Genomic DNA, 16,222 nt, shown 5'->3' on the forward strand with positions numbered 1-16,222 from the left:
CCGAAGGCCCCGCATGCGGGGCCTTCTTTTTTTTCGCAGGCCGCTGCGTTGACAACACCTCCACGCGGGAGCCGCCAGCCCGAATCCGCGCCGGCTGGCGCTGGCAACCCTGTCCTGCGCATTTCGCACACATTTGGCCCGTGAGAATCGCCCGCTTTGACGGTGGCCGCGCCACCGGCACCGGAGCTTCGATGTTCGCGATGTCCGCCCTTCCGCCTCCCTCGCCGAGCGTCGCGCGGGTGCTTCCACCCACCCAGGGAACTCCACTGTCGGTGCAAAGCCACGGATTCCGCTATGCGGTCCAGGGCAATACGCTGCTCGATCCGTCGACCGTGCAGGCGGCTATCGACAGTGCGGCGACGCCGAAGGCGGCGATCGGTGCACTGAAGCAGGCCTATGCCGGCCGGGGCTACTTCCTGGTCGCAGTCGCCGCAGCCGTGCGGGGCGAGGACGTGCGCGTCCAGGTGACGCAGGGACGGCTTGCCCATGTGGAAGGGCCGCCCGACCTGGCCACCTACTTCCGCGGCTTGCTCGGACGGGACGCGCTGCGCAAACCCCAGGTCGTGCGCCGCAACCTGCTCGCCCAGGCCTATGCAGCCACCGACGGCGAGCAACCGCAACTCCGTTTCGAACCGGCGGCCGAACCCGGCGCGAGCACCTTGCGCGTCGCCGCCGCGCCGCTCGCGGACAGCGCGCCGGCCAGCGGCAGCCTGACCGTGGGCAACCTCGGCAACCGCTACGCCGGGCACGACCTGGCCCAGCTGCAGGGACAGCTGCAGCACCATGGCTACACCCTCCAGGCCAGCCACGCGCGCGCGTTGACCGGCATCGACCAGGACAGCCGTGGCGCTTACTACGCCTCGACCAGCGCCAGCCTCGCCAGGGTCACGCCCGCCGGCTGGTTCCAGCTTGACGCCAGCAGGACGCGCTACCGCCTGGGCACCGCGTTTGCACCCCTGGACCCGGGCGGTTCGGTGAACGTGTTCGGTGCCTCCGCCACCCAACTGCTGTTCGCCGACGACAGCCGGCGCTGGACGCTGGCCGAAGGCCTGCACCGTATCCATGACCGCCAGACCGTGTTCGACGGCGCCTATGCCTTGCGCGACCAGCGCTACGACGTGCTCGACCTGGCGTCGCAGGCCTCCTGGCGAATGCCGGGCCTGGGCGGGCGCAACGCCGTGTTCAACGCCGGCGGCGGCATCAAGTTCGGCGGCCTCGGTGGGGCGCGCGGTTTGGGCGGGGAACCGGGTACACCGCGCGAGCACTTCCGCATCTACACCGCGCGCGCCGGCGTCGATCAGGTGCTGGCCCATGGCTTCAGCGTGCAACTGGACCTCAGTGGCCAGGCCACGCCCGACACTTTGCCCTCCTACGAACAATGGGTGCTCGGCGGATGGAACTCGCTCTCGGCATGGCTGCCCGGCACGCTGGTCGGCGATCGCGGCTACCAGGGCCGCCTGGCCTTGCAGGCGCCGACGTGGCGGCTGGGCTCTGCCCTGAAACTGCGTGCCGGCGTGTTCGCCGAGTACGCGGCGTCACGCTACCGCTACGTGGCCACCGGGGGCCCCGGTTGGCAGCGTCTGGCCGATGCCGGTGCCAACCTCATGCTGGACCTGCCGCGCCCGGGCATGCATGCGCTGTTCGCCTACGCGCGGCCGGTGGCCCATTCGCAGGTGTCCTACGACGTGCGAAGGCACCAGCGAGCGCACGCGTTCGTCTACCTGCAGTTGGATTTCTGAGCCCACTTCAGAATGGGTCGGGGTCGTCTTCTTCACGTTTTCGTGGCGCGGCGGGGGCGCGATTTCTTGCGCCCGGCGTCACTCACGAGCCCGCTACTTCTCCGTGCGTAGCCTCCCCTTCACTTTGCCTCCCCCCAACGCACGACGAGGTTTGCACATGCACACGATCAGTGGCTGGACTGTGGCCTCCCTAGCCGCGGCAATCACGCTCGCTCTAGGTATCACTCCCGCCCACGCGAGCGTCGGCCTGCGCCAGTTGCCAGGCCAGGGCACCGTGGTCGCCGGCCATGTCGCCGCCGGCTTGCCCAGCTCCGGCACGCAGGCGATCACCATCGGCAACGCGACCGACACCGGCCCTGCCAGCGCGGTCATCAACTGGGGCTCGGGTACGGACATCAACCCCACCGGCACCGCCGGCTTCAACCTCGGATCCAGCGCCCACCTGACGTTCAACGACGGCACCGGCGGCCAGGGCGCGGCCGTGCTCAACATCGACAGCACGGGCAACCCCTCGCAGATCTTCGGCCAGCTGACGGGCAACGGCACCAGCATTTTCGTCGCCAACCCGAATGGCATCATCGTCGGCAGCACGGCGAGGATTTCCTCCACGGCCAACGTCGGCCTGATCGGCAACACGCTCACGTCAAGCGGCAACTTCGATGGCACGGCCGGTTCGATCGCCTACACCGGCACGGGCGGCGACGTCACGGTGGCCCGGGGCGCGCGGGTCAGCGGCACCACCGTACTGGTCGCCGGCGGCGGCAACGTCAACGTGGACCTCAGCGCCTTCACCGGTGCCACCGGCAGCACCACGCTCAATGCCGGTGTCGCATCGGCCAATGCGGGCGCCGGCTCCGCCGACAACAGCGCCGCCGTGCTGACCACCGCCGGCGCGCTGCCGTCCGGTCGCCGGCTGGCCGGCTTCGGCTCGGCCGGCAGCGCACTCAATACCGGCACGCTCACGCTTGGCGCCTACAGGGTCGACGGCCTGTTCACCAACAAGGGGCGCCTCACCCTGCCGGCAACCAACGGCGCCATCTGGAACCAGGGCACCCTGACGAGCGGAAAGAACGCGACCTTCAGCTCGCTCGTCAACGACGGGCACCTTGCCGGCAGCAGTTCCATCAAGGTGATCCGCGGTGACCTGGTCAACAACGGCACGATCACCGGCGCGCCCTGGATCAACGTGATCGACGGCAGCATCACCAACACCGGCCAGATGCTGGGCGTGAAGTACCTGAGCACCCAATCGGACGGTTTCTGGCAGCCCGGCGCGGACTACTCGGTCACCAACAGGGGAACGATCAGCAGCAACGTCGAGCTGACCATCGACGCCAACCGCACCAATCACTACCTCGACCAGGCCAACACCTCCACCGGCAGCCTGGTCAACACCGGTACGCTGCAACTGGCCAAGGGCACCAACCTGCAGGTCAAGGGCTGGCAGGACGTCTACCTGGGCGGCAAGGTGCAGACCGGTTCGGGCAGCACGGCGCAGGACGTGTCCGCCAGCAACCCGATCCGCGAGCTGATCAGCTCGGCCGGCGGCTACAACGCCACCGACGACACGCCCACCTTCTGGAACGACGGCGTGCTAACCATCGCCACGCCGCTGGCGGTCGACGGCGCGATCATCCACGGCCGCCAGGTGAAGATCCTCAGCGACGTCCTCGGGGTGGACAGCACCGGTGCTCCGAGCGGCAACCTCACCATCGTCGCCGGCAGCCAGATGGCGAACGACTACGCCGTGACCATCGGCGACGGCGTGACCGTCTCGGGACACATGATCAGCATCAAGGGCCCGACCTATACCGTCGCGCCGACCGACGGCCGGGTGACCAACCCCAATGTGCTGCTCGGCGGCACGCTGAGCGCAACCTTGATCTACCTCGGCGATGCGGGCCAGCCGCTCAGCGACGTGTACAGCGATCCGAGCGGCGGGCTGATCTTCACCAGCACGGTCCCCCGCCTGACCGTCGCCTTCACCGGAACGGTCGGCGCGCTGCCATCCCCGGGACTCGACTTCCGCCATGCCTACCTGCCGGCCACCGTCCAGCGCAACGTTCCACTGGCGCTCGCACTCAAGCCGGTCGCCTACAACAAGGCCTCCGGCTCGGTGAACCTGCTGGTGAGCGGCAGCGTCAATCTGGTCCCGCCGGTCTATCTCAACTCGCCCGCGATCTACGGCAACGGAACCGCGCCGGTGGCGGCCAATCTGCCGAACACGCATCTGGTGCTGCAGGCATCGGGGAACATCGGTGGTGCGTCGGGCCGCTTCTACTGGCCGGGCTACATGTACCTGGGGACGGTCGCCAAGAACGCCGACGGCAGTGCTGCGCCGGCGACGCTGGGCAGCGGCACCATCAGCCTCGGCGGCCCGCTCAGCAATGTGCTCCCGGGCAGCATCGACGGCGGCGCAGGCATCGAGTTCGCCACCGCCAATCCGCTTGCCCTGCACGGCTACACCGTCACCACCAACGCCAACAGCACGATCAGCTTCGGCACCGACGCGCTGACCCAGCAGTACGCCAACGGGACGCTTGGCGCAGGCGCGTTCTTCGGCGGTACGCAGAACGGTGACCAGGTGATGTACGGCGCGCTCGATCCGTCGATGTTCACCACCGACACGCCCCCGGCCGCGCAGTAGGGCCCATCGCACGGCAGTGGAGAAGGGCCCCGCGTCGCGGGGCCCTTTCTTGATCCGCCGCACGCAAAACGCCGCACCAGTCGCGGGTCCCTACAGGGCGATGCGCGGAACCTGCGCCATCGCGGCCGTGTTCGAAGCCACTGGCGCCGCAGTACCGCGCAGCCAACGCACGGTCACGGGACGGCGCACGTCCTGACGGGACAGCCGCACCACCGCCACGTTGCCGGTTGCGTCCCATCGCCAGTCCGCAAACGGCTTGCCCTCGACCCGCATGGAGGCGGGCCGGTCCGCCATGTGCAAGCGCAGCTCGTACGAACGTGCCGCCTGTTGGCCGGCGAAATGGCCGCGGGTCGGTCCGACGACCAGTTCCTGCGAGCCGTCGATGCCGGTGGTGTGCGCGATCGGAGTGAGCGCGTAGGCGCCGCGCTCGTAGGCGAGCGAATGGCCGTCGTCCTCGTACAGCTCGAAGCGCCCCTGTCCCCGGCCGTAGACGTTGACGATCAGCGGATCCAGCGGCCGGGCTTCGGAGTACGGCGACGGCGCCTGCTCGGGCACGATGGCGCCTTCGCGCACGAACACCGGAATCTCGTCCACCGCATAGCGCGCGCTGAAACTGCTCCCTCCCGCGTAGCGCTTGCCGGTGAAGAAATCGATCCATGCCCCGGGCGGCAGCCACACCGTCACGTTGCCGCCGGGTGCAAGTACCGGCGCCACCAGCATCGACCCGCCGAAGAGGTACTCGTATGGATGCCGGTAGGACTCGTCCAGCGCGGGCCAGGCGAGGTAGAGCGGGCGCAGGATCGGCATCGTATCGCGGTGCGCCAGCCAGGCCTGGGTGTAGAGGTAGGGAATCAGCTGCTCGCGCAGGGTGAAGTACTTGCGCATCAGCGCCACGCCCTTGTCGCCATATACCCACGGCATGCGCAGGTTGCCCTCGCGGGGATTGGCGTGGGCGCTGTGCATGCGCAGGATCGGGCTGAACGTGCCGAATTCGATCCAGCGCGCGTAGAGGTCGAAATCGATTCTGCCGCCGTGGAAGCCGCCGATGTCGTGGCTGATGTAGGGCACGCCCACGTTGCCGCCGCGCGCGGTGAAGGCGACTTCATACGCCAGCACCGGCCACTCCGACCAGGTGTCGCCGGTAAAGAAGCCCGGATAGCGCTCGCTGCCCCAGCCGCCGTAGCGGCCGAGGATGAACGGACGTTCGCCCGTCGTTTTGCGCGCGTCGTCGTAGAAGACCTTGTTGGTCCACATCTGCGGGTCGAGCCCCGGCATGCCGGCGGCGCCGCTGCCGCCGTCCACCCACCACAGGTCCACGCCCTGGCGCATCAGCGGCAGGTGCAGGTCGCGCATGAAAACGTCGGCCTGATGCCGATCGGACAGATCGAACGCGATGCGCTCCGGCGGCGGCACGTCGCGCAGCGCAACCGGTCCGCGCAGGATGCCGCCGCCGCGCTTGCCCGGCACCACGCGCAGGGCGATCACATTGGCCTGTCCGGCCTTCGCATACGGCGCGATGTCCGCCGTGGTCAGCCGGCGTGGCCAGGGCACGTGGCTGTGCTGCACTTCCGTGCCGTCGACGAACAGGCGGTAGTCCTGCGCGACCTCGCCCAGGTAGAGGTAGAGGTGTGCCGGCAGGTGGTCCGGCAGCCGCACCCGCGTGCGGTACCAGCCCGGCCCCCGATAGTCGGGCCAACCCTGCGCCTGCCAGGCCAGGTCGGTACGGATCGGCTTCCAATGGCCGTCGTCAAAGCCCGGCGCGAACCAGTGCCGGTCGAGTCCCAGGTCATGCGGATCGGGGGCGAAGCGCCAATGACCGGCGACGTCCATGTCGAAGCTCGGTCTGGGCGGCAGCGGCCGGCCGAGATCCTTCAACACCTGGGGCGCATGAGTGTCGCTGAAGGAAAGGATGCTCTCCTTCGTGTTGGCGTAGCCCGGGTGGTCGTTGAGGGCGAGCTTGATGCCGCGCGCATGCAGCCAGTCGATGAATGGCTGCGGCCGCGGTACCAGCGGGCTCCAGTCGTAGCCCCCGTCCCAGCCATAGTTGTGCCAGGCGAAATCCAGCACCAGCGTGTCGAACGGAATGCCGTATCCGCGCAGCCGCGTGACCTCGTCCTGCAACGCCTGCTGGTCGTAGCGCAGGAAATCCGGACGGGCGGCCTCGGCCGTGCCCGGGAAATATTCGAAATTGAAGTCGGTGACCCACGGGCCAAACACATCGCGCGGCACCATGGGAATCGCGCCGCAAAGCTGCGCGTAGTCACGCAGCACGCCACGGTAGTCGCCGGCATAGGTAAACAGGTACCAGTCCTGTCCGGCGGCGTCCGGCCGCGGCTCGATCCACTGCGTCCGCACGTTCCACAGCGGCGTGCGGCTGTCGTCGATGAGCGCCCAGCCGCTGCGGCTGAGCAGGCCCGGCGCGGCCTTGCGCAGCGGCACCCCGATGCCGGGGATGACGATGCCGACGGGGCTGTCGCGGGTGTCGGCGGGCACGTTGGCCGTGCGCAGGTCGTCCAGCGAATAGGTCAGGCCGCCGAGATTCCTGTCGTCCACCTGCCCCGGATGCCAGCGGACCCGGCCGCCGGGTCCGTGCCAGATCACTTCGAGGTTGTCCGCCGAAAACGGTCCGCCCCCCTGCCGATAGCGCAGCGTCACCGCATCGGTGGCGAGCACCAGCCAGGCTTGCTCGTGCGAGGCATGGACGGCGACTGCCGGCCAGTCGCGCCGCTGCACCACCGCCGTGGGCGCATCGGCGAAATGGCCGCTGGGCGCGTATTCCATCCGCACCAGCGACGCGGTGAGGAACTCGAAGCGCGCCTTGCCGGCCACTACCGTCGAACCGGTGGCGGACTGCGCGATGGCTGCAGGCATCCAGCTGACGAACAGCCCGATGGCGAGCAGGCGAACCATGCGACGGACGCTCATGCATACCTCCCTTTCGATGACAGGCCCGCGTGGCCTTGCGCAACCGCGGCGCGCCTCCCCCGTCGCGCGGCGGTTGCCGACCGAAAAGTACACCCAAGCCCTGGTCCCGCGCGCTGGCGGCCGCGTCAATCCAGGAAGCGGTAGCCCACGCCCGGCTCGGTCTTCAGCCAGCGCGGCGCGGCGGGATCGTCGCCCAGCTTCTGGCGCAGGCGGCCGAGCACGATGCGCAGGTAGTGCGTGTCCTGCACATGGGTCGGCCCCCACACCTCGCGCAGCAGCTGCTGCTGGCTGACGACGCGGCCGGCATGGCGCAGCAGCAGCGTGAGTACGGCGTACTCCTTGCGTGTGAGCGCGACCGGCGCGCCATCCAGCGCGACATCCCGACGGACCAGGTCAATCACCAGCCGGCCGTCGTCGTAGTGCGCTGGCGTGCCGGCCTCGGCTGGCGCAGCGCGGCTGCGCAGCAGCACGCGCAGCCGGGCCATCAGTTCCTGTATCCCGAACGGCTTGGTGACGTAGTCGTTGGCGCCATGGTCGAGCGCCTTGACCTTCTCCGCCTCGGCATCGCGCACCGACAGCATCAGCACCGGCACCGCGCTCCACTGGCGCAGCTCGGCCAGCACCTCGTGGCCTTCGCGGTCGGGTAGGCCCAGATCCAGGATGACCAGGTCCGGCGTGTGCGCCGCCGCCAGTGCGAGCCCCTCGGCGCCCGTTGACGCGAGCAGCACCTGGTAGCCCTCGGCGCGCAGGCCGATGTCGAGGAAGCGCCGGATCTGCGGCTCGTCGTCGATCACCAGCACGCGGGCAGAAGGATTCATGGCATGGACTCGGGTGGCGGCGGCAGCGGCAGGCTGATGCGGATGGTGGTGCCGCCGCCCTCCCCCGGCAAGGCCTCCACGCTGCCGCCGTGCGCGCCGATCATGCCGCGGCAGATGGCCAGGCCCAGGCCGGTGCCCTGCGCCGAGCGGTCGCCGCGCGCCACCGAATAGAACATGTCGAAGATCCGCGCGCGCTCGGTTTCCGGGATACCCGGCCCGCGGTCGATCACGTCGATGAGCAGCCGGTCTTCCTCGCTGCGCACCGCCACGCGCACCGGCGCATCGGGCGGCGAGAAGCGGGCGGCGTTTTCCAGGATGTTGAACAGCGCCTGCTCGATCAGCGCCGGATGCACGAACATCAGGACCGTGGTGTCCGGCAGCAGGGTATCCACCGGTACCGCCGGGAACAGCTTGCGCAGGCGCGCCACGGCTGCGAGCACGATCTCACCGGCATCGACCCAGTCGCGGTTGAGCTTGAGCGTGCCGTAACCCAGGCGCGTCATGTCCAGCAAATTCTGGATGTAGCGGTCCAGCCGCTGTCCCTCGCCGAGGATCGCCTCCAGCAATTCGTGGCGTTCCGACGCCGGCAACTGGTCGCCATAGCTGGCGAGCGTGCCGGCTGAGCCGACCATGGAGGCCAGTGGCGAACGCAGGTCGTGCGAGACCGAGGACAGCAGCGCACTGCGCAGGCGCTCGGTCTCGCCCTGCACCCGCGCGCTTTCCAGCTCGTCGGCCAGCCGCGCGCGCTCGAGCGCGAAGCCGATGTCCTGGGCCATGGCGAAGGCGAGCCCGCGCCGGTCGGGATCCGGCTCGCCGGCGTCGGCCTCGAAGCGCAGCGCGGCGACGCCCAGGCGATTGTCCTCGCTGCCCAGCGGCAGCGTCCAGCAGCTCGCGGCATGGATGGTGTCGGTATAGCGGCCGGCCGGTTCCGCGTGCTGTTCGCTCCACTCCGCGGCACCCTGGTCCTGCGGCGACAGGACCATGCCCGGCGGCGTGGACGCGCCGACGTGCAATTGCTGGCCCGCGTCGCGCGCGAGGATCGCCACCTGCGCGCCCAGCGCCTGCGCCATGGCCTGCGCGCCGACCAAGCGCACCGCCCGGGCATCGGCGCTCGCCGCGAGTTTCTGGCCCAGCGCCAGCATCGCGCGCGAGCGGACCTGCGCGGCGCGCAGCGATTGAACCTGGCTGGCCAGCCGCGTGGCCAGGCGGCTGCACACCAGCGCGGCGACCAGGAACAGAGTCACCGCCAGCACGTCGTCCGCGTTGGCGATGACCAGCGTGTACCGCGGCTGCGCGAAGAAGAAGTTGTAACCGAGAAAACACAGCACGGCCGTATAGATGGCCACGGACATCCGCGTGCGCACCGCCACCACCAGCACGGCGGTCAGGAAGATCAGCGACAGGTTGGCCACGGTCAGGTAGCGGTCGCCGATGAAGGCGAGCACGAACGCGACCAGCGTGGCCGCCGTGGCGAACAGGTATTCGCGCCGGGCACCCGGCCCGCGTGCGAGCCGGCGCCGGGCGCGGGCGCGCTCCACCGGCGTGGCGATGATGGTCAACTCCAGGTGCGCGCCCCGGCGCAACAGCTGCTGCGTCAGCGAGCGGCCGAGCATGCGCGCCAGCGGACGCTCACGGGTCCGCCCGAGGATGATCTGGCCGACACCCTCGTGGTCGGCGTGGGCGAGCAGCTCGTCGACCACCGCGTGCCCGCGCAGGATCACCGCATCGCCGCCCAGGCGCCGGGCCATGCGCAGGGCCGCGTCGACGCGCTCGCGCCGCAGCGCATCCGTCGACCCGCCGGTATCGACGTAGACCACGCTCCACGGCGCGCCGCGCCGCTCGGCGATGCGCCGCGCCACGCGCACGAGATACTCGCTTTGCGCATGCCCGTCGATCGCCGCCAGCACGCGCCGGCGCACCGGCATGGCGCCGCCGCGCGCCAGCATGTGCTCGCGCAGGTCGCTCTCCACGTGGCTGGCGACGGTCTCCACCGCCAGCTCGCGCAGCGCGGCCAGGTTGGTCGGCGAGAAGAACGCATCCAGCGCGGCGGCCGCCGTCTCGGGCACGTAGACCTTGCCCTGCTTGAGCCGGCCGATCAGCTCGCGCGGCGGCAGGTCGACCAGCATGATGTCGCGCGCGCGGTCGAGGAAGTTGTCCGGCACCGTTTCGCGCACGGCCACGCCGGTGATCCGGCGGATCTGATCGTTGAGGCTCTCCAGGTGCTGCACGTTCAGCGCCGTGTAGACCTCGATGCCGGCGTCCAGCAGCTCGGCCACGTCCTGCCAGCGCCGCTCGTGGCGGCCGCCCGGCAAGTTGGTGTGCGCCAGCTCGTCGACCAGCAGCACGTCCGGCTTGCGGGCGAGCGCGGCGTCGAGGTCGAACTCGGTGAAGTCGCGGTCGCGGTAGCGCACGGCACGGCGCGGCAGTACCTCGATGCCTTCCAGCAGCGCCGCCGTTTCGGCGCGGCCGTGGGTTTCGGTCACGCCGACGACCACGTCCACGCCCTGGCGCTTCAGCTCGCGCGCCGCCGAGAGCATGGCATAGGTCTTGCCCACGCCGGGCGCGGCGCCGAGGAACACCTTCAGGCGGCGTTGGTCCTCCTGCACGGTATTGAGCAGGGCATCGGCGCGCGCCTGGCGGGTGTCGTCCATGCCGCTACGTTAGCGCGTCGACAGGTGGTCGAGGGCCAGGTTGAGCTCCAGCACGTCGACCCGCGGCTCGCCCAGCACGCCCCAGGTACGTCCGGCCGTGTGCGCCCGCACCAATGCCTGCACCGCCGCCGGCGACAGGCCGCGCAACCGCGCCACGCGGGCGACCTGGTACTGCGCCGCCGCCGGGCTGATCTGCGGGTCCAGGCCGCTGCCGGAAGCGGTCACCAGGTCCACCGGCACCGGCGCGGTGTTGCCCGGGTCAGCGGCGCGCAGGGCCGCGATGCGCTGCCTCACCGCGGCGACCAGCGCGGGGTTGTTCGGCCCCAGGTTGGAGCCGCCGGACGCTGCGGCGTTGTAGGGCATTGGCGAGGTGGCCGACGGCCGGCCCCAGAAATAGCGCGGGTCGGTGAACGACTGGCCGATCAGGCGCGACCCGACCGCCCCGCCGTGCTCGAGCACGAGGCTGCCGTTGGCCTGGGCGGGAAACAGCCCCTGCGCCAGGCCGGTGACGAGCAACGGATAGGCCACGCCGGTCGCGGCGGTCAGCAGGAGCAGCATCAGCAGGGATTGTCGAAGGAGCTTGGCCATCGAAGGTCTCCGGGTCAGAACGTACCTTGCAGCATCACGAACGCGCGGGTGCCGCCGACGTTGCGCACCTCGCCCGGGTTCGTGAAGCTGCCGGTATGGCGGTAGAAGCGGTCGTTGGTCGCCCGCGTGAGGCCGAGGCTGGCCGACCAGTGCGCCGCGAACTGGTATTTCAACGTCGCCCCGAAGTCGGGGTAGTCGGGGTTGCGCGCACCGTCGCCGTTGGGGACGGCCAGCGCGGTCGCGTAGTCGGTGTAGCCGGCGTGCAGCGCCAGGCTCCAGGCGTCGGCTAGCGGAAAGGCCGCGTCCAGTTGCAGGTACTGCGTGCCCCGGGAATCGGCCCGGTAGTCCTGCCCCACGTCGGCGCCGAAATAGTCGGTGAGCGCGTAGTTGTACTTCAGCGTGAACTGCTTCCAGGTCAGCGCGAGGTTGGCCTCGTCGGTATTCAGCGAGCGCGAGGGGAGTCCCGCCGCGTCCAGGTTGGCGCCAGGGTAGACGTAGCCGTACAGGCCGGCGCGCCACGACCACGCGCCCGAGAGGCTACCGCCGTAACTGGCGTAGAGGTCCAGCTCCATCGAGCCGCCCGGGTAGCTGTTGCCGCTGATCGAGGATCCCCACGCCCCGGCGGCGAAACCGTCGGCGAGCGCCAGGTCGGCGCCACCCTGGATGGCCGGACAGCCCCAGCTCTGGGTCAGGCCGCGGAACATGTAGTCGGTCGTGACCGCGACGTTGCCGGTCATGCTGGCGGACGGCGCGTCAGCGGCGTGGGCCGGCGCGAGAAGTGCGACTGCGACCGCGACGCCGGGCAGGATGAAAGTGCGCGTCTTCATGGGTCAGGCCAGCCTGAGCAGCACCAGCAGCATGTCGATCAGCTTGATGCCGACGAACGGCACCGCCACGCCGCCCAGGCCGTAGACCAGCAGGTTGCGGCGCAGCAGCGCACCGGCGCCGAGGGCGCGATAGGCCACGCCCTTCAGGGCGAGCGGGATCAGCACCACGATGATCAGCGCGTTGAAGATCACCGCCGAGAGGATGGCGCTGCGCGCGGTGGCCAGGTGCATCACGTTGAGCGCGTTCAGCGCGGGGTACGTGGTCGCGAACGCGGCCGGGATGATCGCGAAATACTTGGCGATGTCGTTGGCGATCGAGAACGTGGTCAGCGCGCCGCGGGTGATCAGCATCTGCTTGCCGATCTCCACCACCTCGATCAACTTGGTCGGGTTGGAATCCAGGTCGACCATGTTGCCCGCTTCCTTGGCCGCCTGCGTGCCGGTGTTCATCGCCACCGCCACGTCCGCCTGCGCCAGCGCCGGGGCATCGTTGGTGCCGTCCCCGCACATCGCCACCAGGCGGTTCTCGGCCTGGATGTCGCGGATCAGCTTGAGCTTGGCCTCCGGCGTCGCCTCGGCGAGGAAATCGTCCACCCCGGCCTCGGCGGCGATGGCCGCGGCGGTCAGCGGGTTGTCGCCGGTGATCATGATGGTCTTGATGCCCATCGCGCGCATCTCGGCGAAGCGTTCCTTGATGCCGCCCTTGATCACGTCCTTGAGCTCGATGACGCCGAGCGGCGCATGGCCGTCGACCACCATCAGCGGCGTCGCGCCGCGCCGTGCGATGTCGTCCGCGGCGCGCTTGAGCGCGGCGGGAAGATGCCCGCCCGCGGCGACCAGGTAACGCTCGATCGCATCGACCGCGCCCTTGCGGATGCGCTGGCCGCCCATGTCCACCCCGCTCATGCGGGTCTGCGCGGAGAACGGCACGAACTGGGCATGCAGCCGCTCCAGGTCGTGCTCGCGCAGGCCGAAGCGTTCCTTGGCCAGCACCACGATGCTGCGCCCCTCGGGCGTCTCGTCCGCCAGCGAGGCGAGCTGCGCGGCCTCGGCCAGCGCGCGTTCGTCCACGCCCGGCGCCGGGTGGAACGCGTCCGCCTGACGGTTGCCCAGCGTGATCGTGCCGGTCTTGTCCAGCAACAGCACGTCCACGTCGCCAGCCGCTTCGACCGCACGGCCGGAGGTGGCGATCACGTTGGCGCGGATCATCCGGTCCATGCCGGCGATGCCGATCGCCGAGAGCAGCGCGCCGATGGTGGTGGGGATCAGGCACACCAGCAGCGCGGTCAGCACGGTCAGCGTGATCGGCTGGCCGCTGCCCGCGGCCTGCACGCTGTAGATCGAGTACGGCAGCAGCGTGGCGCAGGCCAGCAGGAAGATCAGCGTGAACTTGGCCAACATAATCGTCAGCGCGATCTCGTTCGGCGTCCTGCGCCGCGCGGCGCCCTCCACCATCGCGATCATGCGGTCCAGGAAGCTCTCGCCGGGATTGCTGGTGATGCGCACCACCAGCCAGTCCGACAACACCCGGGTGCCGCCGGTGACCGCGCTGCGGTCGCCGCCCGATTCGCGGATGACCGGCGCGGATTCGCCAGTGATCGCGCTTTCGTCCACGCTGGCCGCACCCTCGACCACTTCACCGTCGCCCGGGATCAGCTCGCCGGCATCCACAAGCACGTGGTTGCCGGTGCGCAGCTCGCTGGACGGCACGTAGGTGATGAAGGCATCCCGGCTGGGGTTCGCCAGTTTCTTGGCGACCACGTCCTTGCGCGAACTGCGCAAGGCGGCGGCCTGTGCCTTGCCACGCCCTTCGGCGATCGCCTCGGCGAAGTTGGCGAACAGCAGCGTGAACCAGAGCCACAGGGACACGGCGAAGATGAATCCGGTGGGCGCCTCGCCGTGGCCGGCCAGCGCCTGCACCCACAGAAGCGTGGTGAGCACGCTGCACACGTACACCACGAACATCACCGGGTTGCGGAACTGCTGGCGCGGTGCCAGCTTGCGGAATGCATCGGCCACCGCCGCGAGCAGCAGGGCGCGGCTGAAGCCGCGCACGACGCGCGAATGGGTTGTCATGGAAGCGGTATCCCGATAGTTCATCGCATCGATCCCAGGTAATCGGCGATCGGCCCCAGCGCGAGCGCCGGCAGGAAGGTCAGTGCGCCGACCACGACCACCACGCAGGCCAGCAGGGTCACGAACAGCGGCGTGTGGGTCGGCAGCGTGCCGGCCGTTGCGGGGACGTGGCGCTTGGCGGCCAGCGAGCCGGCCAGGGCCAGCATCGCGATCGCCAGCGGGAAGCGCGCCAGGAACATGCACACGCCCAGCAGCACGTTCCAAAACGGGGTGTTGGCCGACAGGCCGGCGAAGGCGCTGCCGTTGTTGTTAGATGCCGAGCTCAGCGCATAGAGCACCTCGCTGAAGCCATGCGCGCCCGGGTTGGCGACGCCTGCCACGCCGGCCGGCGCCATCACCGCGATCGCCGTGCCGATCACTACCAGCACGCACGGCAGCAGCACGGTGAGGCTGGCCATCTTCATTTCGTAGGCTTCGATTTTTTTGCCCAGGTACTCGGGTGTTCGCCCGACCATCAACCCGGCGATGAACACCGCGACCACGGCGAAGGCGAGCATGCCGTACAGGCCGGAGCCGACGCCGCCGAAGATCACCTCGCCGAGCTGGATCAGCCACATCGGCACCAGCCCGCCGAGCGGGGTGTAGGAGTCGTGCATCGAGTTGACCGAACCGTTGGACGCGGCGCTGGTGGCCACGGCCCAACGCGCGGAGCCGACGATGCCGAAACGCACTTCCTTGCCTTCCATGTTGCCGCCGGCCTGCAGCGCGGAGGCGTGCTGGTCCACCGCCAGGCCGTGCAGCGCCGGGTTGCCCGCCTGCTCGGCCGCGGTGCAGGCCAGCAGCAGCGGCACGAAGATCACCAGCATCGCGGCCAGCAAGGCCCAGCCCTGGCGGCGGTCGCCGACCATGCGCCCGAAGGTCAGGCACAAGCCGGCCGGAATCAGCAGGATCGCCAGCACCTCGAGGAAGTCCGACAGCGGCGTGGGGTTCTCGTACGGGTGTGCCGAGTTCACGTTGAAGAACCCGCCGCCGTTGGTGCCGAGCTGCTTGATCGCGATCTGCGAGGCGGCCGGGCCCATCGGCAGCGTCTGCGTGGCCACCGGGACCGCATGCGTCACTTCATGCCCGGCGGCAGCCATCCGCGGCTTGCCGGCCTCGTCCTTGACGGCCTCGGTGTAGCTGGATGCCTGCACCACCGGCACCTCGGCAAACGGCCGAAGATTTTGCACCACGCCCTGCGACACCAGCACGATCGACAGCAGCAGTGACAGCGGCAGCAGCACGTACAGCGTGCTGCGCACCAGGTCGACCCAGAAGTTGCCCAGCCCCTTGGCGCTGTGCCGCACGAAGCCGCGGATCACCGCCATCAGGATCGCGATGCCGGTTGCCGCCGACAGAAAATTCTGTACGCCCAGGCCCAGCATCTGGGTCAGGTAGCTCATGGTCGACTCGCCGCCATAGCCCTGCCAGTTGGTGTTGGTGGCGAAGCTTATGGCCGTATTGACGGCCGAATCGGGTGACACCGCGGCCATGTGCTGCGGGTTGAGCGGCAGCCACGGCTGCAACCGCTGCAGCGCGTAGACCGCCAGCAAGCCGAGCATGTTGAAGCAAAGCATGGCAAGCGCGTAGCGCTTCCAGCCCATGTCCTCGTCCGCGGCGATGCCGCAGGCGCGATAGATGCCACGCTCCACCCGCGCGCCCAGGCGGGTGACGCGGTTGGGCGCGTCGGCGAACACCAGCGCCATGTAGTCGCCCAGGGGTTTGGCCAGCAGCAGCAAGGCCACCAGGTAAAGCGCGAGCTGCAGGTAGTCGTTCGCGTTCATTCGAACCACTCCGGTTTCAGGAGGGCTACGCACAGGTAGCCGACCAGCGCCACCGCGATGGCGATGGCCAGGGCGTACATCAGGTTCATGGGAAAGGTCCTGTCGGGGCGGTGCTCAACGCGGAGCGA

At 69.6% G+C, this 16,222-nt stretch carries 10 protein-coding genes; 2 read left to right on the forward strand and 8 right to left on the reverse strand.

Annotation, left to right across the window (positions count from 1 at the left end; all coding sequences use genetic code 11):
* Positions 1-272: 272 nt before the first annotated feature.
* Both BMZ38_RS17790 and BMZ38_RS10095 read left to right on the forward strand, forming a co-directional pair.
* Positions 273-1,739 carry a ShlB/FhaC/HecB family hemolysin secretion/activation protein gene (locus BMZ38_RS17790; RefSeq protein ID WP_175483793.1) on the forward strand — a complete coding sequence of 489 codons (1,467 nt, stop codon included), beginning with the start codon at positions 273-275 and terminating at the stop codon, positions 1,737-1,739.
* Between the two features lie 157 nt (positions 1,740-1,896).
* Positions 1,897-4,386: a beta strand repeat-containing protein gene (locus BMZ38_RS10095; RefSeq protein WP_175483792.1), complete on the forward strand. Its 2,490-nt coding sequence runs from the start codon at positions 1,897-1,899 to the stop codon at positions 4,384-4,386.
* A 90-nt stretch (positions 4,387-4,476) separates the two neighbouring features.
* On the opposite strand, the gene BMZ38_RS10100 is transcribed toward BMZ38_RS10095, so the two are convergent.
* The 8 genes from BMZ38_RS10100 to kdpF form a co-directional block, all read right to left on the reverse strand.
* Positions 4,477-7,311: a glycoside hydrolase family 31 protein gene (locus BMZ38_RS10100; protein ID WP_091336997.1), complete on the reverse strand. Its 2,835-nt coding sequence runs from the start codon at positions 7,309-7,311 to the stop codon at positions 4,477-4,479.
* A gap of 125 nt (positions 7,312-7,436) precedes the next feature.
* On the reverse strand, positions 7,437-8,129 hold the full coding sequence (locus tag BMZ38_RS10105) for a response regulator (RefSeq protein ID WP_091336999.1): 693 nt from the start codon (positions 8,127-8,129) through the stop codon (positions 7,437-7,439).
* Positions 8,126-10,780, reverse strand: a complete 2,655-nt coding sequence (locus BMZ38_RS10110; RefSeq protein WP_091337001.1) for a sensor histidine kinase — start codon at positions 10,778-10,780, stop codon at positions 8,126-8,128. The genes BMZ38_RS10105 and BMZ38_RS10110 overlap by 4 nt, the downstream gene beginning before the upstream one ends.
* Positions 10,781-10,789: 9 nt before the next feature.
* Positions 10,790-11,368, reverse strand: coding sequence for a potassium-transporting ATPase subunit KdpC (gene kdpC, locus BMZ38_RS10115; RefSeq protein ID WP_091337004.1), 579 nt, complete (start codon positions 11,366-11,368; stop codon positions 10,790-10,792).
* Between the two features lie 14 nt (positions 11,369-11,382).
* Positions 11,383-12,195, reverse strand: a complete 813-nt coding sequence (locus tag BMZ38_RS10120; RefSeq protein WP_091337007.1) for a TorF family putative porin — start codon at positions 12,193-12,195, stop codon at positions 11,383-11,385.
* A 3-nt stretch (positions 12,196-12,198) separates the two neighbouring features.
* The gene (gene kdpB / locus BMZ38_RS10125; protein ID WP_091337459.1) at positions 12,199-14,271 is read right to left on the reverse strand and encodes a potassium-transporting ATPase subunit KdpB; all 2,073 of its coding nucleotides are present in this window, start codon (positions 14,269-14,271) and stop codon (positions 12,199-12,201) included.
* A 20-nt stretch (positions 14,272-14,291) separates the two neighbouring features.
* Positions 14,292-16,094, reverse strand: coding sequence for a potassium-transporting ATPase subunit KdpA (gene kdpA / locus BMZ38_RS10130; RefSeq protein ID WP_091337011.1), 1,803 nt, complete (start codon positions 16,092-16,094; stop codon positions 14,292-14,294).
* Positions 16,091-16,183 carry a K(+)-transporting ATPase subunit F gene (gene kdpF / locus BMZ38_RS10135; protein WP_091337015.1) on the reverse strand — a complete coding sequence of 31 codons (93 nt, stop codon included), beginning with the start codon at positions 16,181-16,183 and terminating at the stop codon, positions 16,091-16,093. Before kdpF ends, kdpA begins: the two co-directional genes overlap by 4 nt.
* Positions 16,184-16,222: the final 39 nt, after the last annotated feature.

The organism is Frateuria terrea (assembly GCF_900115705.1).
In the GTDB taxonomy this organism is placed as follows: Bacteria; Pseudomonadota; Gammaproteobacteria; order Xanthomonadales; family Rhodanobacteraceae; genus Frateuria_A; species Frateuria_A terrea.